Annotated in this window: 16 protein-coding genes and 1 pseudogene; 8 read left to right on the forward strand and 9 right to left on the reverse strand. The window is 71.5% G+C overall.

Annotated elements, in window-relative coordinates; genetic code table 11:
• Positions 1 to 34 precede the first annotated feature (34 nt).
• Positions 35 to 1,270 (forward strand): styrene monooxygenase/indole monooxygenase family protein, encoded by a 1,236-nt coding sequence (locus AB0L95_RS10645; protein ID WP_365160063.1) that lies wholly within the window; start codon positions 35 to 37, stop codon positions 1,268 to 1,270.
• A 102-nt stretch (positions 1,271 to 1,372) separates the two neighbouring features.
• Here the strand turns inward: AB0L95_RS10645 and AB0L95_RS10650 are convergent, their stop codons facing one another.
• The 4 genes from AB0L95_RS10650 to AB0L95_RS10665 all read right to left on the reverse strand — a co-directional run bounded on the left by AB0L95_RS10650 (position 1,373) and on the right by AB0L95_RS10665 (position 4,250).
• On the reverse strand, positions 1,373 to 2,041 hold the full coding sequence (locus tag AB0L95_RS10650) for a hypothetical protein (protein ID WP_365160066.1): 669 nt from the start codon (positions 2,039 to 2,041) through the stop codon (positions 1,373 to 1,375).
• Between the two features lie 98 nt (positions 2,042 to 2,139).
• Entirely contained in the window at positions 2,140 to 2,460 is a 321-nt protein-coding gene (locus AB0L95_RS10655) for a hypothetical protein (RefSeq protein ID WP_365160069.1), read from the reverse strand.
• 49 nt (positions 2,461 to 2,509) lie between these two features.
• Positions 2,510 to 3,235 (reverse strand): helix-turn-helix domain-containing protein, encoded by a 726-nt coding sequence (locus AB0L95_RS10660; protein WP_365160072.1) that lies wholly within the window; start codon positions 3,233 to 3,235, stop codon positions 2,510 to 2,512.
• A gap of 85 nt (positions 3,236 to 3,320) precedes the next feature.
• Complete coding sequence (locus AB0L95_RS10665) at positions 3,321 to 4,250, reverse strand: diiron oxygenase (RefSeq protein ID WP_365160075.1); 930 nt, start codon at positions 4,248 to 4,250, stop codon at positions 3,321 to 3,323.
• A 288-nt stretch (positions 4,251 to 4,538) separates the two neighbouring features.
• Here AB0L95_RS10665 and AB0L95_RS10670 point away from each other — a divergent pair.
• Positions 4,539 to 4,685 (forward strand): annotated as a pseudogene (locus AB0L95_RS10670) (ADP-ribosylglycohydrolase family protein); the annotation flags it as partial.
• 27 nt (positions 4,686 to 4,712) lie between these two features.
• Here the strand turns inward: AB0L95_RS10670 and AB0L95_RS10675 are convergent.
• The 3 genes from AB0L95_RS10675 to AB0L95_RS10685 all read right to left on the reverse strand — a co-directional run bounded on the left by AB0L95_RS10675 (position 4,713) and on the right by AB0L95_RS10685 (position 8,309).
• Positions 4,713 to 6,329: a penicillin-binding transpeptidase domain-containing protein gene (locus AB0L95_RS10675; RefSeq protein WP_365160078.1), complete on the reverse strand. Its 1,617-nt coding sequence runs from the start codon at positions 6,327 to 6,329 to the stop codon at positions 4,713 to 4,715.
• On the reverse strand, positions 6,326 to 7,714 hold the full coding sequence (locus tag AB0L95_RS10680) for an FtsW/RodA/SpoVE family cell cycle protein (protein ID WP_365160081.1): 1,389 nt from the start codon (positions 7,712 to 7,714) through the stop codon (positions 6,326 to 6,328). Before AB0L95_RS10680 ends, AB0L95_RS10675 begins: the two co-directional genes overlap by 4 nt.
• An 88-nt stretch (positions 7,715 to 7,802) precedes the next feature.
• Positions 7,803 to 8,309 carry a dual specificity protein phosphatase family protein gene (locus tag AB0L95_RS10685; protein WP_365160084.1) on the reverse strand — a complete coding sequence of 169 codons (507 nt, stop codon included), beginning with the start codon at positions 8,307 to 8,309 and terminating at the stop codon, positions 7,803 to 7,805.
• Positions 8,310 to 8,406: 97 nt separating this feature from the next.
• Between AB0L95_RS10685 and AB0L95_RS10690 the strand changes: the two genes are divergently transcribed.
• Positions 8,407 to 9,210 carry a nuclease-related domain-containing protein gene (locus tag AB0L95_RS10690; RefSeq protein WP_365160087.1) on the forward strand — a complete coding sequence of 268 codons (804 nt, stop codon included), beginning with the start codon at positions 8,407 to 8,409 and terminating at the stop codon, positions 9,208 to 9,210.
• A gap of 37 nt (positions 9,211 to 9,247) precedes the next feature.
• On the opposite strand, the gene ligD is transcribed toward AB0L95_RS10690, so the two are convergent.
• Positions 9,248 to 10,132 carry a non-homologous end-joining DNA ligase gene (ligD, locus tag AB0L95_RS10695; RefSeq protein ID WP_365160089.1) on the reverse strand — a complete coding sequence of 295 codons (885 nt, stop codon included), beginning with the start codon at positions 10,130 to 10,132 and terminating at the stop codon, positions 9,248 to 9,250.
• A gap of 102 nt (positions 10,133 to 10,234) precedes the next feature.
• Here ligD and AB0L95_RS10700 point away from each other — a divergent pair, with 102 nt between their 5' ends.
• Both AB0L95_RS10700 and AB0L95_RS10705 read left to right on the forward strand, forming a co-directional pair.
• Positions 10,235 to 11,434: a Ku protein gene (locus tag AB0L95_RS10700; protein WP_365160092.1), complete on the forward strand. Its 1,200-nt coding sequence runs from the start codon at positions 10,235 to 10,237 to the stop codon at positions 11,432 to 11,434.
• A 571-nt stretch (positions 11,435 to 12,005) separates the two neighbouring features.
• Positions 12,006 to 12,161 (forward strand): hypothetical protein, encoded by a 156-nt coding sequence (locus tag AB0L95_RS10705; RefSeq protein ID WP_365160095.1) that lies wholly within the window; start codon positions 12,006 to 12,008, stop codon positions 12,159 to 12,161.
• A 366-nt stretch (positions 12,162 to 12,527) separates the two neighbouring features.
• On the opposite strand, the gene AB0L95_RS10710 is transcribed toward AB0L95_RS10705, so the two are convergent.
• Positions 12,528 to 12,746 (reverse strand): twin-arginine translocation signal domain-containing protein, encoded by a 219-nt coding sequence (locus tag AB0L95_RS10710; RefSeq protein ID WP_365160098.1) that lies wholly within the window; start codon positions 12,744 to 12,746, stop codon positions 12,528 to 12,530.
• 273 nt (positions 12,747 to 13,019) lie between these two features.
• On the opposite strand from AB0L95_RS10710, the gene AB0L95_RS10715 reads away from it, so the two are divergent.
• The 3 genes from AB0L95_RS10715 to fxsT are packed head-to-tail and all read left to right on the forward strand — an operon-like array spanning position 13,020 to position 20,115.
• Complete coding sequence (locus tag AB0L95_RS10715) at positions 13,020 to 14,768, forward strand: DUF4062 domain-containing protein (protein ID WP_365160100.1); 1,749 nt, start codon at positions 13,020 to 13,022, stop codon at positions 14,766 to 14,768.
• Positions 14,768 to 15,853: a MoxR family ATPase gene (locus tag AB0L95_RS10720; protein ID WP_365160103.1), complete on the forward strand. Its 1,086-nt coding sequence runs from the start codon at positions 14,768 to 14,770 to the stop codon at positions 15,851 to 15,853. Before AB0L95_RS10715 ends, AB0L95_RS10720 begins: the two co-directional genes overlap by 1 nt.
• The gene (gene fxsT / locus AB0L95_RS10725) at positions 15,850 to 20,115 is read left to right on the forward strand and encodes an FxSxx-COOH system tetratricopeptide repeat protein (RefSeq protein WP_365160106.1); all 4,266 of its coding nucleotides are present in this window, start codon (positions 15,850 to 15,852) and stop codon (positions 20,113 to 20,115) included. The genes AB0L95_RS10720 and fxsT overlap by 4 nt, the downstream gene beginning before the upstream one ends.
• Positions 20,116 to 20,157 lie beyond the last annotated feature (42 nt).

Consider the following 20,157-nt stretch of genomic DNA (forward strand, 5'->3'; position numbering starts at 1 on the left):
GACTCCCCCTCGTCCCGATAGGAGCACCACCCGCATGCGGAAGATACTCGTCGTCGGAGCCGGCCAGTCCGGACTCCAGCTCGCCCTCGGCCTCCAGTCGAACGGGTACGAGGTCACCCTGATGTCCAATCGGACCGCGGACGAGATCCGCACCGGCCGGGTCATGTCGACGCAGTGCATGTTCCACACGGCGCTTCAGTACGAGCGCGATCTGCAGCTGAACTTCTGGGAGTCCCAGGCCCCGAAGATCCAGGGGCTCGGTGTCTCCGTGGCGGGTCCGGAGTCGCAGCGTGTCATCGACTGGGTGGGCAAGCTCGACGGCTACGCGCAGTCGGTGGACCAGCGCGTGAAGATGGCCGGCTGGATGGAGACGTTCGCGCAGCGCGGCGGACAGCTGGTCATCCACGGCGCGGCGGTCTCCGACCTCGACTACTTCTCCCGCGCCTACGACCTGGTGCTCGTGTCCGCGGGCAAGGGCGAACTGGTCTCCATGTTCGGCCGCGACGCCTCGCGCTCCCCGTACAGCGAGCCGCAGCGCGCCCTCGCGGTCGCCTACGTCCACGGCCTGGGCCCCCGCCCGGAGCACCCGGACTACGACGCGGTGCGCTGCAACCTGGTGCCGGGCGTCGGCGAACTGTTCGTCATGCCGACCCTGACCACCTCCGGCCGCGCCGACATCCTGTTCTGGGAGGGCATCCCCGGCGGCCCGCTCGACGTCTTCAAGGGCGTCAAGGACCCCTCCGAGCACCTCGCCCTGACCCTGGAACTCATGGAGCGCTTCACCCCCTGGGAGTACGCGCGGGCCACCAAGGTCGAGCTGACCGACGCGAACGGCACTCTGTCGGGCCGCTACGCGCCCACCGTCCGCAACCCGATCGGCCGCCTCCCCGGCGGCGGCCTGGTCCTGGGCGTGGCGGACGTGGTCGTCGCGAACGACCCGATCACCGGCCAGGGCTCCAACTCGGCGTCCAAGTGCGCCGCGAGCTATCTCGCCTCGATCCTCGAACACGGCGAGAAGGAGTTCGACGAGGCCTGGATGCAGGCGACGTTCGACCGCTACTGGGACGTGGCCCAGCACGTCACCAAGTGGACGAACGCCATGCTCGGCGTGCCGCCGGAGCACGTCCTGAACCTGATCGGCGCGGCGGGCTCCCTCCCCCCGGTGGCCGACCGCTTCGCCAACGGCTTCAACAACCCCGCCGACTTCGAGAACTTCTTCTACGACCCGGAGAAGACGGAGAAGTACCTGGCCTCGGTCGCCGGGGCCTGACCGGCTTCCGACCGCTTGCCACGACCGACTTCTCCCGGACGGCCCCGGCTGCTCTGCCGGGGCCGTTGGGGTTCCCTGGCACTCAGACGCTCGATGCCGCGGTTATCGCTGCCGCGCGGCCTCGGTCAGGGCACGCTCGTAGTCAGTGAGCGTGGCGAGCTGGTCGGGGCTCAGTGCGGCGAGGCGGTTCTCGATGTCGTTCAGCCGGCGTCCGACGGTGTCGCGTTCCTTCCGCTGCCGTTCGGTCAGGGCGCGCTGGGCGTCGAGGGCCTTGTGCGCCGCGCGGGCCCGTTCGGCGGCGCGTTTCTCCGCGTCGGTCATGGCGCGCACCCGCTCCGCCCATTCCTGGGCCAACTGCGCGATCACATGTCCCTGGTCGAGGGTCGACTGCGGATCCCGGGCCATCAGCAGGCGCATGTACGAGGAGATCTCCATGCTGTTGCGGTACTGCTGCCGGGCCAGCAGTCCGGCCGCGCGACGGCTGTCCGCCAGGGCGAGCCGGGCCCGGGTGAGCTGTCCGTCCAGCCGTGCGGCCTCGGCCTGCCGCTTCTTCAGCTGCTCGGCGGTGACGTCGTAGGTCTCGGTCGCCTGTTCCACTCGGTGGTAGGTCCCCCGGAGGTCCGTCAGCAGATCGGAGAGCGTACGGTCCGCGTCCGGGCTCCGGCGGGAGTCGGGGGACGGGTCCGAGGCCCCCGCCGCGGGCGTGGGGGCGAGCAGGGCCGAGGCCGTCACCGCCGCCGCGCACACCAGGCGGAGCACCCGCTCTGCCATGTGATCACCTCCGGTGCGGGTGGTCTTCCCCTCGCACCGGAAGCATGGGGCGCGGGCTGGGCGGGCGCGCGCCCAGTGGTCCGGCCGGCCCAGTGAGGTCACCCGGCGGTGGCGTCCGGACCGTCGCCGTGCGCCGTGCCGCGCGCCTTCGTGCGCGGCTTAGGCCACGGCCACTGCTGCTGACGTCCGCCGAGGTCCCCCTCGGGGTCGTACGCGTACTTCCAGCCGGGATGGAGCCCGAATCTGCCGGGAGGCCCCGCCGGAACGCGACGGTAGACGAGGACGGTGGGCGGTCCGCCGTCCGCGTCCGGTACCGGGACGCGGTACGTCTTCGGCGGGTGGCCGGTCAGGCCGAGCAGGACCGGAAGGACGCGCCCGTCCAGGGGGCCGCCCACGAACGGGGTGTCTTGGCTCTTCACGGCACCAGTGTCCTCCGCCCGTCGGCGGACCGGGTCACACGGCACCGCGTCACAGCAGGTGGCCCGCGTCGCGGAGCACCGGCAGGACGCGGCGGACCAGGGCGCCGACCGGCCCCTCGGCGCTCTCCAGGGCCAGCGCGGCCCGTACCACGGCGGCGGTCTGCGCGTCGCGTCCCGCCGTCGCCGCGAGGCACGCCACGAACTGCTCCACGAGCCAGTCCCTCAGCTCGTCGGCCGGCGGCTGCTTGTCCTCGTCGAGCCAGATCAGCGAGGCGGCCTCGACGGTGGTGATCCACATCCGCACGGTCATCCGCAGCCGCGGTCCCGGCTCCTCGGCGCCGACATGGCTGAGGATGTGCTCGGCGGCGGCCCGTCGTACCCCGTCCACGATGGCGGAGGTGCGGGACGTCTCGACGACGCTGCCGCCCTGCAACAGGGCGCTGAACCCGGCGTCGTGCCGGCCGACGAAGGCCAGGTAACGGTCCAGGGCACGGCCCAGGCGCCGGGTGAGCGGCCCCTCCTGGGGCTCGGCGAAGCACTGCTGAAGCTCCTCGGCCGCGGAGCGCAGCGCGGCCTCGTAGAGCTGCTGCTTGCCGCCCGGGAAGTAGCGGTACACCAGCGGGCGGGAGACCCCGGCCGCCTCCGCCACGTCGTCCAGCGAGACCTCCTCGGGCGCGCGGTGCGCGAACAGGGACAGCGCGGCGTCGAGGAGCTGGGTCCGGCGCTCTTCGACGCTGAGCCTGCGGTACGCGCGGGTCGGGGCCTCGGAGGTCATGTCCCGCAGCGTAATCGGGACGCCGCGGGTAGGGGCAGCGGCCGGGGGAGCGGCCGTCCGGTTGTCGCCCGCCCGTACGCCGTGCTCAAGCCAGCAGTCCCGAGGACCGCCAGAGCCGCCGGCCGACTCCCCGTAGCACCCCGATGTCGTCGAGGAAGCCGGTCAGCCGCTGTGCGCCGGTCCGCATGACCTCCCGGCGGTGGCCGCTGGCCCGCACCTGGGCCACGGCCTCCCGCTTGTCCAGACCCACGTTCGCGTACACCTCGGGGTTCACGAAGGCGACCGAAAACACCCGGGCGAACTCGCCGGAGGTGACCCGGGTGAACTCCTGCGACCATCGCGGAGCGGTCAGCATCTGGCGGCGCAGTTCCTCGCGCGCGTAGCGGACGTGCCGGGCCTCCTCCACGACATGGATGCGTGTGACGCCGCGGATCAGCGGCTGCACCCGCTCGTCGGGGAAGGTCAGCCGCTGCATCCAGTCCAGGACCTCCTCGCCGAGGAGCGTGGCCGTGAAGGACCCGGGGGTCGTCGAGATCGTCTTGAAGACGCGGCCCAGGCTCTGGTGGACCCGGCTGACCGGGTACCAGGGCGTGCCGCCGTGTGTGATCAGCCGGGCGAACATCTTGGAGTGCCGGCACTCGTCCTCGATCTCGGTCAGCGCGTAGCGCACATGCGCGCTCGTGGCCGCCTTGTCGTAGATGTGCCGCACCAGCAGCTGCATCAGGATGATCTCGAACCAGATGCCGAGCGAGGCGAGCGAGGCGGCCTCGTGCTGGGAGAGCAGGATCCGCTGTTCCTCGCCCATGCGCTTCCACAGCGGAGTGTCGTACAGCGACACCAGCTCCGGGGGCCAGAACCACTTGCCGTCCTCGAAGGGCGCGTCCCAGTCCAGTTCCCTGTCCGGGTCGAAGGAGTGCTTGGCGGAGGAGGCGAGCAGCCGCTCGGCCACCTGTTCCCGGTCCTTGATCAGGCCGAGCGCGTCGCGCAGCACGTCGGCTTCGGTCACGGTCGTCATCGCTGTTCCCCACCACGTCGTCGTACGGGCCGCTGTTACCGGCGGTCACGTCTTATGAGACTGCGCGTCAGCAAGGGCGTCAATCCCCTGAGCGCCACTTGTTGACGCCGCGTCTACCACGGGGGCCGAAGCCGGGCCGCAGGACGGCCGAAAACCGGACGCGGAACGCCGTGCGGCGAAGGAGAATCAGCGGGTGGCCGAGGTGCCGGTCGCCGCGACCGGCCAGGCCATCTCCCTCGTGACCGGTGAACGGAGGCTTGAACGGTGGCGGTTCGAGACCGGGTCCCCATGGCGGACAGCGCCGCCGCCCGCCGCAGCCTGGCGGGCCTCGCCCTCGGCGACGCCTTCGGAGAGCGCTGGTTCCCGCTCTTCCGCGCCCCCGCGCAGGAGCTGGCGGAGATACGCGCGCGGCGCACGCCCGAGGAGCCCGAGTGGCGCCCCGCGGACCCGGCCGGCGCCCGCTCAACGGGCCGTAGGGGAAAGGGCGTTGCCCCCGGGTGACGTCCGCGCGTCCGCATCCGCCCCGGAGCGCGGGCGTGAGGCGGGCCCGGACCCCGGCCGTGAGTTCGGCCCGTAGCCCGGCCGGGAGTCCAGCACCGCTTCCATCACCGCCCTCGCGACCGGCGCCGCGTTCCCGCCGCCGCTGATCTCCCCGCGTTCGGCCGCCGCGTCCTCCACCACCACCGCGACCGCCACCGCCGGCTCCGCCGAGCCGTCCGGCTGCGCCCAGGAGATGAACCAGGCATAGGGCTTGCCGGAGTTGCCGACACCGTGCTGGGCCGTGCCCGTCTTGCCGCCCACCAAGGCGCCGGGGATCGCCGCGCTCCGGCCCGTGCCCTCCTGCACCACGTCCGTCATCATCTGCCGCAGCAGCGCCGCCGTCGCCGGGCTCATCGCCCGGTACCGGGTGTGCGGCCCGGTCGTGCCGACCGTCGTGCCGGCGCTCGTCGTCGTCCTCTCCACGAGATACGGCGCCTGCACCGAACCCCCGCCCGCCACCGCCGCCGCGACCATCGCCATCTGCAGTGGAGTCGCCCTCGTGTCGAACTGCCCGATCGAGGACATCGCCAGCTGCGCCTGGTCCAGCTTCCGGTCGAACGTGCTCGACGCCACCGCGAACGGCACACGCAGCCCGGGGTCGTTGAAGCCGAAGCCCTCCGCGGTCGCCGCCATCGTCCGCAGCCCCACCGCCACGCCCATCTTCGCGAACACCGTGTTGCACGACCACTCGAAGGCATAGCGCAGGGACGCGTTCGTGCAGCCGTCCGTCTCATTGCTCAGCCAGGTCGTCGTGCCCGGCAGGAGGTAGGGGTCCGGGGACGGCGTCGAATCGTCGGGGTCCCACACCAGTCCCGAGTCCAGCGCCGCCGCGGCCGTCACCACCTTGAAGGTGGAGCCGGGCGGGTACGTCTGCCGGATCGCCCGGTTCAGCATGGGCTGCGCCGCGTCCCCGGTCAGCCGCGCCCAGGCCCGGGCGGTGGACGCCGAGACCCCCGACAGCTCCCCGGGGTCGTACGACGGCGCCGAGACCAGCGCCAGGATCCGCCCGGTGGACGGCTCGATCGCGGCCACCGCGCCCGTGCGCCCGGCCAGGTACCGGTAGGCGGCCCGCTGCGCCGCGTCGTTGAGGGTGGTGACGACCCGGCCGCCCGCCGGGCGCTTGTGCACGAGGTCGTTCCACAGGGGGAACAGCGAGAGCGTCGGATCGGTGCCCGCCAGCACCGGGTCCTGCGCGTTCTCCAGCAGCGTCGTCCCGTACCGCTGCGACGCGAAGCCGGTGACCGGCGCGTACAGCGGGCCGTCCGTGTAGGTGCGCTCGTAGCGGAAGGTCCCGCCGGTGTCCCGGGAGCCGGTCACCGGCCGTCCGTCCACCATGATGTCGCCGCGCGGCCGGCCGTAGCGGTCGATCGCCTGCCGGTGGTTGGCGGGGTTGTCGCCGTACCGCGCGGACTCGAAGATCTGCACCCGGGTCGCGTTCGCCAGCAGCGCGACCAGCAGCACCGCGCACAGGGCCGCCGCGCGGCGGATGGTGGGGATCTCCCCGTGCCGGGCGACGCCGAGATCCGGCGGGAGGCTCATGGCAGCGCCGCCCCGTCGTGCTGGCCGCGCGCCGAGTCACTGATCCGGATCAGCAGCGCCACGATGATCCAGTTCGTCACGACCGAGGAGCCGCCCTGGGCCAGGAAGGGCATCGCCATGCCGGTGAGCGGGATCAGCCCCGTCACCCCGCCCGCGATCACGAACACCTGGAGCGCGACGATCGACGCCAGCCCGATGGCCAGCAGGCGCCCGAACGGGTCGCGCAGCGCGAGGCCCGCCCGGTAGCCGCGCTCCACCAGCAGCGCGTAGACCAGGAAGAGCGCGGACAGACCCGCGAGGCCCAGTTCCTCGCCCGCCGTGGCCAGGATGAAGTCCGACTTGACGGCGAAACCGATGAGCACCGAGTGGCCGAGCCCGAGCCCGGTGCCGAGCGCGCCGCCGGCGGCGAACGCGAACAGGGACTGCGCGAGCTGGCCCGCGCCCTGCCCGGCCTCGATCGACGCGAAGGGGTGCAGCCAGTCGGCGACCCTGCCGTGCACATGCGGCTCCAGCCGGCCGACCGCGAGCGCCCCGAGGACGGCGAGCACCAGACCCACGGCGATCCAGCCGGTACGGCCCGTGGCGACGTACAGCAGCACCACGAACAGACCGAAGAACAGCAGTGAGGTACCGAGGTCGCGCTCCAGGACCAGCACGCCGACACTCAGCAGCCAGACCGCGACGACCGGGCCGAGCACACGCCCCGCGGGCAGCCGCAGCCGCCCCGCACGGCCGGCCGTCGACACCAGCGCATGGCGGTTGGCGGCCAGATACCCCGCGAAGAACACCGCCAGCAGTACCTTCGCGAACTCCCCGGGCTGGATGGAGAACCCGGCGACCCTGAGCCAGATCCGGGCGCCGTTCACCGCCGGGAAGAAGATCGGCAGGATGAGCAGCAGCAGCGCGGCGACCACCCAGACATAGGTGTAGCGCTGGAGCACCCGGTGGTGGGGCAGCAGCAGGACCACGGCGATGAACAGGGCCACGCCCACCGTCGACCAGTACAGCTGGGTGGGGGCGGCCCGGTCGCCGGGGGTCGCCAGATCGAGGCGGTAGATCAGCACCAGGCCCACGCCGTTGAGCAGGACGGCGATCGGCAGCAGCAGCGGATCGGCGTACGGGGCACGCAGCCGCACCGCGCCGTGCGCGAGCAGCGCGAGCAGGCCGAGCCCGGCGCCGTAGCGCACGGTTCCGGGCGGCACGCTGCCGTGGTCGGCGAGACCGACGGCGCAGTAGCCGTACACGGAGAGCAGGACGGCGAGGACGATGAGGGCGCACTCGATGCCACGGCGCCGGGGCAGACGCAATGCGACGGGAGCGAGGGGTTCCGCTATCGGCTGGGCCCTCTGTGCCGTCTCCGCTCCTCGCGTTCCGGGCTCGATCATGTGCGGAACGTAGCAAGCGCGCGAGTGGCATGTCCCGTTATAGGGGGTCAATCGGGCCGTTCCGGTACATGTCGTGCCGGCGGTGGCCTCACTCCGCGAGTTCCTCCAGCAGACGGGCCGTGTCCAGACCGGCCCGCAGGTACTCCACGAACAGCTCGTTGTGCAGCGCCCAGGGGCCACGGCGGGCGCGGATCATCCGGATCGCCTCGTCGGCGGTGTGACCAGCCCGGATCAGCGCCTGGGCGACGACCAGCCCCGAACGGTTGTACCCGTGGTAACAACGGACGAGAACCCTCCGGCCGTCCTCCAGGGCGTCGTCGGCCGCCCGTGCGAGCCGCATCACGCCCGCGATCTGCGTCCCGTCCAGCGGCCCGTCCGGAACGGGCCACACATGGTGCTCGACCCCCTCGTCCGGCCCGTATCCGGGCAGCCGCAGCAGGCTCAGCACCAGATCGAACTCATCGCTCACGACAGCGAATTCCCGCTGCCCGGAACGTCCCGCGAACTCGTGCCCGCCCATCCACAGGCCGGGCACGATCTCACTCCACGGGACGTCCGGCGCGGGAATCTCGGGTTGCATTCTGCGGGTCCGCAACTGCGCCTCCCACCGAGTCCCCAACTGCTCACAAAGGTAACCGGGTTCTTGCCCCTGGAGCACCCCGCCTGTTCCCATGGTCATGGGGTGATGGTGCATGGACGGACTGCGCGTCATACCGACCTGGCGACACGGCCAGGAACGCCTGTACGTGTGCGACGCTCACGGCAGGAACCTGGCCTGGTACGACCGTGAGACGGGCCGCGTCAACGTGCTCGGCGAGGACCGGCGGCAAGACGTCCTGGACGCGCTCCGACCGTATCTGACCGGCCCGGTCACCGTGGGGCCGCCGCCCGTCCCCACCCCCGCCGAGCTGGCACGGCTCTCCCTCCACCCGGACGACGACCTGGCGCCGAACCGGCCCGGCGAGGCACTGCTGATCGCCCTGGACCGCGACCCGGGGTCGGCGCACCGGCTGCGCCCCGACCCCCGTCGGCGGGCGCTCGCCGCCGAGCAGACGGTGGGGGAGGCGCTGGACCAGCTGGAGGGCGCGGGCTGGCGCACCCTGCACTCCGTGCCGCTGCCCGGCGGGGACCGCGTCCACCATCTGGTGATCGGCCCCGGCGGCCTCTTCGTCGTCCACGCGCTGAACGCCCGCAGACAGCGGGTCCTCGTGGCCGACCCGGTGGTGACGGTGGGCCGTGGCGAGCCCCGTCCGCTGCTGCGCCGGGTGCGAGCCGACGCGGACCGGGCGTCGTACGCCCTCACCGCCGAGGTGCATCCGGTCCTGGCGGTGACGGACCCCGCCCGTCTGGAGGTCACGGCCCCGCTGCGGGAGGTCCGGGTGCTGACGGACACCGACCTGTCCGGCCTCGCCCGCCTGGGCGGGGTCCTCAAGCCGGCGGACGTGGAGGCCCTGCACGCGATGGCACGCGACCGGCACACCTGGGTCAGGGTGTGACCGGGCGCAGCGCGTGAGGGGACGCAGGACGAGCAGCTCAGACGGGCAGCGGCCGGGCGCGGGCGGGATCGAGCAGCGGGGCCAGCAGGTCGCCGTACGCCTGGAGGCGGGGAGCGAGGTCCCGGGCGCACAGGACGAGGGCCCCCGGGGACGCGCAGGCGGCCACCTCCTCCCAGGTGACCGGCGCGGACACGGTCGGCTGCGGACGCGCCCGTAGCGTGTAGGGCGCCGCCGTCGTCTTGCGGGCCGCGTTCTGGCTCCAGTCCACGAAGACCTTCCCGGGCCGCAGGCTTCGCGTCATGCGGTGCAGCACCAGACGGGGCATCGCCTGCTCCGCCTCCACGGCGAGCCGCTTGGCGTACTCGGTCGTCCGCTGCGACGGCGTGGGCTCCACCGAGGCCAGCAGATGCAGCCCCTTCGAGCCGGACGTCTTCGCGTACGCCTCGATCCCGTCCGCGGCGAGCCGCTCCCGGAGCCACAGCGCGACCCCGCAGCACTCGACGACGGTCGCCGGTGCCCCCGGGTCCAGGTCGAACACCAGCCGGTCCGCGACGTCGGGGGTCTCGACGCGCCACTGCGGGGTGTGGAACTCGGCGACGAGGTTGGCCGCCCACATCAGGCTCGCCAGGTCCTGGACCAGCACCATGCGGGCGGGGCCCTCCGCGCGCGGCACCTCGGCCGTGGTGACCCAGTCGGGCGTACCCGGCGGCACGTTCTTGGCGAAGAAGACCTGGCCGTCCGGGCCGTCCGGGTACCGCAGAAAGGACAGCGGGCGGTCGCGGAGGTGGGGCAGCAGGGCGTCCGCGGTGGTCGCGTAGTAGTGCAGCAGCTCGCCCTTGGTGAAGCCGGTCGCGGGATGGAGGACCTTCTCCAGGTTGCTGAGCGCGAGACGGTGCCCCTCCACCTCGGTGATCGGCGTCATACGATGAGAATCCCACGAAATCGCCTGATATTGATGGAACTGATATCGGCGGAACTGACGACGGAACTGATATCGACGGAACGATGGAAAAAGGTGCGGCACGTGCGATCCATTTGGAACGGCGCCATCTCGTTCGGTCTGGTCAGCATCCCCGTCAAGCTGATGAACGCCACCGAGAACCACTCGCTCTCCTTCCGCCAGATCCATCTGGAGGACGGCGGCCGCATCCGCTACCGGAAGTTCTGCGAACTGGAGGACCGCGAGGTCTCGTCGCCGGAGATCGGCAAGGGGTACGAGGACGCGGACGGCTCGGTCGTGCCGATCACGGACGAGGACCTGGCGCAGCTGCCGCTCCCGACCGCGAAGACCATCGAGATCGTGGCCTTCGTACCGGCCGACCGGATCGACCTGCTCCAGATGGACACGGCGTACTACCTGTCGGCGAACGGCGCCCCGGCCGCCAAGCCCTACGCGCTGCTGCGGGAGGCGCTCAGACGCAGCGGGAAGGTGGCCGTCGCGAAGTACGCGCTGCGGGGCCGGGAGCGGCTGGGCATGCTGCGCGTGGTCGACGACGTGCTCACCATGCACGCCCTGCTGTGGCCGGACGAGATCCGGGCGGCGGACGGGGTGGCGCCGGAGGCCGACGTCCCCCTCCGTGACAAGGAGCTGGACCTCGCGGACACGTTGATGGACACGCTCGGGGAAGTGGACCTGGACGAGCTGCACGACGAGTACCGCGAGGCGGTGGAGGAGCTGATCGCCGCGAAGGCGGAGGGCCGGGAGCCCCCGCCGGCCCCCGAGCCCGAGGGCGGCAAGGTCCTGGACCTGATGGCGGCCCTGGAGAAGAGCGTGCGCGCCGCGCGGGAGTCCCGGGGCGCGGAGCCGGGCCAGGGGGCGGAGGTGAGACACCTGCCGTCCCCGAAGTCGTCGCGCGCGACGCCGAAGGAGGTCGGCGGCAAGAAGTCGACGTCCACGGCGAAGAAGGCGACAGCGACGAGGGCCGCGCCGAGGAAGACGACGACGTCCACGGCGAAGTCGGCGTCCACGGCCAAGGAGACGGGGGCCAAGAAGACGGCGAGTACGGCGAGTAAGAAGACGACGGCCAAGAAGAGCTCGACGGAGAAGTCGACCGCGGCGAGGCCGGAGTCGACGGGGAAGAAGACCCCGGCCAAGGAGACGGCGGCCAAAGCGGCGGCCAAGAAGACGGCGGCTACGAAGACGACCGCGAAGTCGGCAGCCACGAAGACGACCACGAAGAAGACGACCGCGAAGAAGGCGTCCGGGCGGCAGCGGGCGGGGTGAGGCGGTGGTGGGGTGGAAGCGGCCGGGGGGACCGGGAAGGCGTGCGGGGGCCGGGTCGGGGCGACGCCCGACGACTACGTGCCCCGTGCCTCTCGGCAGGTCTCCCCTCGCACCCCGACGTCACTCACCCGGGCCCCCCGAAGTCGCCCCACGGCGTCCCGTCGGGCGGCGGGGCGCCGGGATCCTGGGGACGGAGGCCTTCGCTCGGCGCGGGGGCGGGCGTCGATGGATCCGAGCTGAGGTAGGGAGACACCAGCGGAGACGGCACGTCGCTCGGGAGGGACCTGGTGCCGCCGTGCCGGCGGTGTCTGTGGGACGCGGACGGTCTCGGGGAGCCGGTGGCGTTCTGGCCGTTCTGCCCGTTCTGCCCGTCCTTGCCGTCCGTTCCGTCCTTGCCCTCCCGGCCCTCCGTTCCGTCCCTGCCCTCTCTGCCGTCCTGGCCGTCCTGGCCGTCCTGGCCTTCTCGTCCGTCTCTTCCGTCCTTACCGTCTTTCCCGTCTTTGCCTTGCAGGCCTTGCGGGCCGGCAGGTCCAGCCGGGCCGGGCGGCCCGGAGGGGCCGACGTCGATCTCATGAGCCTGCAGATCGTCGATCTGCATCTGCTCGGAGATGAGCGCAAAGGACTGCACGACGAGCGCGGCGATCAGTGCTGCACCGAGCACCAGGTGGCGTCGCGGCCTTCGATGGGTTTCGTTCACGCTGATCACATGACCCCTCACGGTGTGTGACGGCGCCAGTGTAACTGACAGACAGTCAGATCAAGTGGAGATCCTCATGGAGAGTCGCCCGGGTGCCCGGTGTCAGGCGCGGGACGCGCTCGACCTGCCGCCGAGAGCTCTGGCCGGACTCCTGCGGCAGGCGGAGGACAGCGGTCTCGACCGGCCCCGTGTGGATGTGCGGTGGGAGGCCCGGTGTGGATGTGCGGTGAGGGGCCGAGAGTCTGCTCGCGATGTCGGCGGGGCTCGGCGCCGGCATCCTGGTCGGCCGGCGCGGCCCGGAGGCGGCGGCCACCGTCCTGGACCGCTACCTGGACCGGATCTTTCGTGACGCCCCCGCTGCCGCGGGGATGCGGGGGGGGGGGGGGGGTGATGTCGCTACGTCAGTAGCTCCCCGCCCATGTCGCTGCCGGACAAGGAGGCCGTCCCGCTGAAGAGCGTCCCTGCGGCGAAGTCGGTCGACGCCGCGGTCTGTGCGTCGGCCTCCGCGGCCTCCGCTGCCTGGGCCGGCTGTGCCGCCGCCGCGCCGCCGGGCATCGCGCCCGCGGCGGTCGTACCGGAGTATCCGAGCAGGGATCGTCTCGAAATTGTGGACACAGTTCCCCCTCGTTCACTGGTCCTACGGGTGTCTCCCGAGGCCGCCACCGATCGTATGGGCGTTCGATGGCTGGGGGAGTTGAAGTACGCCGAGCAGCTCACCGAGCACCTCCACCGAGTCCGCACGACCAGCCCCCGTCGACGAGCACATCGCCGCGGACGGCCCGATTCCTTCCGTCGTACCTGAGCATCCCGCCCCCACTCGGCAGGACGGGTGCCTAACCTGGTGAACAGGGCTGTTCTGGCAGCGTGTCGGTGACCGGGGTGGGGTGCGTGACGAAGTCGCGGCGGGTGTTCCTCAGCCATACGTCCGAGTTACGGGAGTATCCGGACGGGCTGTCCTTCGTGGGCGCGGCGGAAGCGGCCGTGCTGTCGGCCGAGCACCTGCCCGTGGACATGAAGTACTTCACCGCCCGGGACGGCAAGCCCGCCGACTACTGCCGTGAGCGCGTCCGGAGCGCCGGAATCTACGTCGGCATCATCGGGTTCCGCTACGGTTCGCCGATACCCGATCTTCCGCACCTGTCCTATACCGAGTTGGAGTTCGAGGAAGCGGGTGCGGCAGGCCTGGAACGGCTGGTGTTCCTCCTGGACGAGGAAGCGGACGTGCGGCTGCCGTACGTGGCGATCCGGGACGAGTACGCGGAGCGCCAGGAAAAGTTCCGGAAGCGCCTGTGCGACAGCGGGATCACCGTGCAGAAGGTGCAGGATCCGCGTCAGCTGGAGGCGCGGCTGCTGCAGGCGCTGCTGAGCCGGCCCTCCGACGAGGCCCCCGCCGTAGCCGTGCCCACGGCCTCAAACCCCCTGCGGACACCGGACAGCCTGGATGCCCGGGCCTGGCAGCGGCTTTGGGAACTGCTGCACCGTGTGGCTCCGACCGCCTGGTGCGAAGAGGCCTACCAATGGTCCTACGTCGTCGACGGCGAGGCCGGGCGGGCCGCCGCGCCGTTCACCACGCCGACCGGCGACCTGTACCGCTGGGCGCTGGATCTGGACGCACGTGAGCAGAGTGCGGACGGGCTGCCGAAGGTGATCGCGTTCGCTCATGCGCTGGGCGCGGGGTTCAGCAAGAGCAGAGGTGCGGAGAGGCGAAGACGTGGATCCGCCCTGAACTCCTGGGTGCGGGAGACACGAGAGCGGTTCGGTCTGCCCGAACCATTGCCGGTACCGGACATCACCACACCCCAGATGACGATGCTGGTGCGGCTCGATCAGGACCCCCAGGAATCCGGCCACGTCTCCGCGGAGGTCTGGCTCCGCCCGCCGGCCGGTTCGTCGGAGTGGAGGCGGGTGCAGCCACCGGAGAGTGCGACCGACCGCATCAAGGTGACCGTGGACGGGGCCCGCATCCTGGTGGAGCGATGCCTGCGTACCTTCAGAGTCGAGGCGGAGGCGTTCCTTCGCCGAGGAGGAGCCGACTGGGAGCAGCCCCCGAAACTGCAGCGCATCGAATTCGCGGTCACCGACACCTTGTTGGAGACCGAGTTCGACCAATGGCTGTGCGAGGTCACCGTCTACAAGCCGCGGATGCTCGGCGAGCAGTACGAGGTGGTGGTCCGGTGCCCGGACGCCCGGGATCTCGCGGACTCCGCCCACCTGTGGTCGAGCCGCTGGGCCTGGCTGGACCACAGGGGCGGCAGGGACGACAAGGCCACCTTCTGGATCCGGAACGAGGACCTCGACCGGTTGGACGACCACGTCGCCGACTGGGAGGAGTCCGAACACCCCGCCTGCGTCGCCATCGCGGCGGACGACGCCGAGCCGGCCTGGCGTGCGGCGCTGCACGTCGGCATGCCGGTCGTCGTGTGGCAGCGCGCCCACCGCTCTCAGCACGAGCCGGCACCCGGACTGAAGGACCTGCTTCCCATCGAGGACGTCTCGGACCTTCCACAAGCGGTGAGGCTGCTGCGCAGAGACACCGGCCTCGCCCGTTCCGCGCGCTCCAGTGTGATTCTCCTCTGGGACGACCCTGATCACTCCCTGGAGACCGCTCCCCTGACCGACGTGAGCTTCGTCTTCTGATGACTCTCACCGCACGCGAAACACCCACGACCGGAGGTGCCGTGAAGGACTGGTGGATCTACAAGGGCGATCGGTCCACCGACCGGCTCGGCCGGCTCGCCGAACACCAGCCGCCCTGGCGCGTGTTCGACGGCGAGATCGACCACGACTACGAGGTTCCCGCGCTGGATGACGAGCGATACGCGGCGGACCGCGAACGCGGCGCCGGCTATATCGCCGACGACGCGGAGATCGACCTCGTCAACACCGCGTTGTATCTGCGTCGCCCGCTCCTGGTCACCGGCGTCCCCGGGATCGGGAAGTCCACGCTCGCCCACAGCATCGCCGAGGACCTCGGCCTCGGGCCCGTACTGCGCTGGCCCGTCACCAGCCGAACCACGCTACGGGACGGACTGTACCGCTACGACGCGCTACGGCGGTTGGAGGACGCCAACCTTAAGCGTCTGGAGCAACAGCCGGACCGGCAACCCGAGGAGGACGCCGACCCCGCCCGGAACATCGGCCGATACCTGCAACTCGGACCCCTCGGCACCGCGTTCCTGCCCACCGAGCGGCCTCGCGTCCTGCTCATCGACGAAATCGACAAGGGCGACATCGACCTGCCGGGCGACCTGCTGACCGTACTGGACGAGGGGCGGTTCGACATCCCCGAACTGGTCCGGCTGTCCGAGTCCTCACCCAGGGTCCCCGTGGGCACGGACGACCAAGTGGGTTCGGTCTGGGTCAAGGGCGGCAGGGTGCGGTGCCATGCCTTCCCCGTCGTCGTCCTCACCAGCAACGGCGAACGCGAGTTCCCGCCCGCGTTCCTGCGCAGATGCATCCGGCTCAACCTCACCCTCCCCGACGAGGACAAGCTCCACCGCATCATCGTGCAGCGCATCGGCCAGGAGGCGGCCGACGAGGCACGGGCTCCCGGCGGCGTCATCGAGACCTTCGTCAAGCGCCGCAGCGAAGGGGAGCTGGCGACCGACCAGCTTCTCAACGCGGTCCAGCTCCGGCTGGCCGGCGCCTGGACGGCACCGGAACAGCTGGCGAGCCTGGCTGAGGCGACCATGCACCAGTTGAGCGGACCGGACGCCACGTGATCTCCGATCTCCTGCCGCTGCTGGCCCAGGGCGGGGTCGACGACCCCACCCCCGAGGAGCTGGCGGACATCCTGTGGCTCGCCCAGCGGGTCCTGCCACCGGGCCGGGCCCCGGGGGGCACCGGCGATCCGTCGAGTACGGAGCGCGCGCATCCCTCCGCGACCGAGGAGCAGGCCGAAGACGCGCCGGAGGACACGACGACGCAGCAGGACTGGGACGAGTCCGCCGTGGACCAGGAGGCACTGGGCGTCCACGTCCCCGGCAGCGACGCGCACGACGGCACCGTCGGCACGACCGGCACACCCGTCCGCGTTCCTGCGGCAGCGTCCCTGCCCCACGCCCTCGCGCTGGTGCGGTCGTTGAAGCCCCTCACCCGCAAGGTCCCGTCGCGAACCGTCTTCGAACTCGACGAAGACGCGACCGTCACCCGGCTGGTGGACGAGGGCATCCTCCTCCCGGTGCTCCGCCCCGCCCCGAGCCGATGGCTCCGTCTCGCCCTCGTCGTCGACTGCGGTCCGTCGATGAGTCTGTGGCAGGACGAGGTCCATGAGATCCAGCATGAGGTGGCCCGTCTGGGCGCCTTCCGTGACATCCGCCGTTGGAACCTCTCGCCCTCCACCGACGGCACGACCGTCGACCTGCGCCCCCACCCCGCCGCGAACCGGCCGCCACGGCACCCCAGAGAAATCATCGATCCCGCGGGTGACCAGCTGATCCTTGTGCTCACCGACACGGTCGGCGCCATATGGCGGACCGGCGCCGCGCACCGCTTGCTGCTCGACTGGACCCGCCATTCCCAGGTGGCCCTTGCCCACATGCTTCCGGCCGCCCTCTGGAATCGCGCCGGCACACCACCGGCTCCGACCCTGATGCACATCCCGCAGCCCGGGCTGCCCAACGCCCAGTGGAAGGTCGTACCCCCGGAACAGCACCGCCTCCGCCGGGGCGGCGGCAGCATCCCGATCCCCGTCGTCGAGCTCGAACCCGGGCCCCTACGGGCCTGGGCCGAGATGACGGCCGGCAACGGACGATGGACGACATCGGCGGCCCTCCTCCTTCCCGCACGGCCGCCGTCCCGGACCTCCAGGGGCCCCACCCGAAGATCGTCGTCGACGCCGGTCGCCGTGCCCGCGGATGCGGCGATCCGCAGGTTCCGTGCCTCGTCCTCCCCCCGCGCCTGGCGGCTCGCAGGGCTGCTCTCCGCCCTCTCCACGGTGACCATCCCGGTGGCCCGCCTGGTGCAGCGCGCCATGCTGCCCGGCTCGTCCCGCAGCGATCTCGCGGAGGTCTTCCTCGGCGGCCTCCTGCGCCGTACCGCCGAGCCTGAAGGACTCCCGTACCGAGGGGACCTGCGCTTCGACTTCCTGCCGGAGATCCGGGACGCGCTCGTCGGCGCCCAGTACCGCGACGACGTGAAGGAGGTCCGGGAACTCGTCCGCACCCAGATCACCGAATATCTCAAACCGCGCTACGGCAGCCCGCGCAGCGTCAAAGGGGCCCTGACCGGCGCATCCCCGCAGCATGTGACGGTACCGGCCGAGAGCGAGGCGTTCGCCACGGCTACCCGGGCGGACCTGGCCCGGATGGGGGCATCGGTCGCCCCGACGCGGTCACCGGACGAACCCGCGGATCCCCCATCAGCCCCTGCCGAGACCGTCTGCGTCAGCTATGCCGGGCCGGATCGCGCCTGGGCCGAGTGGGTGGGCTGGCAGCTCGAGAGCGCTGGGTACAGGGTCGAACTCGACATCAGGATGCCGAGCGGAGCGGACTGGGTCGCATGGCTGGACGCCGCGCTCCGCAATGCCGGCATCGTCGTGGCGTTGCTCTCGAAGGCCTACCTCCGCAGGGAGTGGACCGAACGGGAGTGGTCGGCCGCTCTCGGGATCAGGCCGCCGCGTCTGCTTCCCCTCGAGATCGAGCCTCTGACCTCCACCGACATCCCTGCGCCCCTGGCCGTCCTCCTGCGCAGGCAACTCCACACGCTCGACGAGCCGACCGCCGTCACGACCCTGCTGGAGGCGGTCGGCGGCCCGGCCCGCTCCACCCGGACACCGCCGACCCGCGCCCCGCGCCCGCAGACGCCGCCCCTGCTGCCCAGCAGCTCGCGCCCGCGCCTTCTGCGGAAGCTGCCCCCGCGCAACCCCGGCTTCGTAGGCCGTGAGGACCTGCTCGACCGCCTTCGCGACCTCTTGCTCGGCAGCAGAACGGCCGCAGTTCAAGCACTTCACGGCGTGGGCGGTGTCGGCAAGAGCCAGGTGGCCCTGGAGTACGCGTACCGCTTCCTGAGCCAGTACGAGCTCGTCTGGTGGATCGATGCCGAGCAGACCGACCAGATCTACGTCCACTACAGCGAGCTGGCCGCCCGGCTGGGGATCGCCGATCCGGCGGAGGGAGCCGAGCGCAACGCCCGTATCCTCCTGGAGCATCTGGCCACCAGGGACCGGTGGCTCATCATCCTCGACAACGCGGACGACCCCGCGGGCATCGCCTCACTGCTTCCCTCCGGCGCAGGTCACGTACTGATCACATCCCGCAACCCGGCCTGGCAGGGCCTGGCACGAGGCGTCAGCCTGGACGTCTTCTCCCGGGCCGACTCACGCGGTTACCTCGCTGAGCACATACCCGCACTCGCCCTGGAAGAGGCCGACACCCTCGCGCGGGAACTCGGTGACCTCCCGCTGGCCCTCGCCCAAGCCACCGGGGTCATCAGCAGCGGCATGCCGGTCCAGCGCTACCTCGCACTGCTGCGGGACCAACGATCCCGGATGCTGGACCTTGCTGTTCCGCCCGACTATCCCGGCTCCTTGGCGGGCACGGTGGCCATCGCCGCGCAGCGTCTGGCCGCCGAGCAGCCGAGTGCCGCGTCCCTCCTGCGGCTCGGCTCGTTCTTCGGCCCCGAACCCATCCCCGTCGACTGGCTGATGAGTGCGCAAGGACGACTCTCCACCGTTCGCGTCCCAGCCGACGACGTGCTGTGGCCACAGACCGCCCTGATGCCCCTCACCCGCTACGGCCTCGCCCGGACCAGCCACGACACCTTCCAGATCCACCGCCTGACACAAGCCATCCAGCGCGATCGGACCAGCGAGGCAGAGGCCGCCGCAGTGCGCTCGGACGTCGACACCGTCCTGTCCGGCGTCACGCCCGGTGATCCCGAACTCCCGGAGTCCTGGGACGGGTGGGCCGTCCTGACCTCGCACCTCACGACACGTCCAGGGCCCTTCGAGGACGACCAGTACGCACTGCGCGGGACGCTGTTCGGCGCGGCCCGCTACCTCCTCAGCAGCGGCCGGCCCCGCGAAGCCCTGCGCGTGTGCACCGAGTTCCACGAACTCTGGTCCCACTCCCTGGGCGAGGACCACCCCGGCACACTCGTCTGGGCCGCCTACCGCGGCGAGGCGGCGGCTGCCGTGGGCGAACCCGAGGAGGCGCGGCGTGTGGCCGAGGATGTCCTCGACCGGCGGCGCCGCGTCCTGGGGGAGGACCACCCCGACACCCTCAGGTCGGGCCAGAACCTGGCCACCTCCCTCGCCCACGTCGGCGCATACGAGGAGGCGCGGCGCCTGGCCGAGGACGTCCTCGACCGGCGCCGCCGCGTCCTGGGGGAGGACCACCCCGACACCCTGGCCTCCGCGAACACCCTGGCCGTCATCCTCAGGGACCTCGGCGCACACGAGGAGGCGCGGCGCCTGGCTGAGGAAGTCGTGCAACGAGAGAGCGGTGTCCTGGGCGAGGACCACCCGTACACCCTGGCTTCCGCGCACAATCTGGCCGTCATCCTCGGGGACCTCGGCGCATACGAGGAGGCGCGGCGTGTGGCCGAGGACGTCCTCGACCGGCGCCGCCGCGTCCTGGGGGAGGACCACCCCGACAGCCTCGCTTCCGCGAACACCCTGGCCGCCACACTGAGCGGCCTCCAGGAGTACGCCGAGGCACGTCGACTGTACGAGCGGGTTCTCGAGTGGGGTCGACGTTCCCTGGGCGACGACCATCAGGCCACCCTCGCCGCCGCGCACAATCTGGCCATCACGCTGTACCGCCTCCGCTCCTATCAGGAGTCCGAGGCACTGTTCAAGGACGCGCTCATCCTCAGCCGCCGCGTCCTCGGGGACGACCACCCCGGCACAGAACGCATCGTCGAAGGCCTTGGCGCCGTGCTGATGGCGCTGGGCAAGAACTACCAGGCACAAAGACTGCTGGCTTCACGGAGCAAACGCCCCACGGCGGGAAGGCGCCCTTCAGTGCCGACCGAGGACGACTGACGAGGACAGGAACCGCGACGCCGCCGACGGCACCATCGGGCT

It is taken from the genome of Streptomyces sp. NPDC052036 (genome assembly GCF_040680495.1).
Taxonomy (GTDB): Bacteria; Actinomycetota; Actinomycetes; order Streptomycetales; family Streptomycetaceae; genus Streptomyces.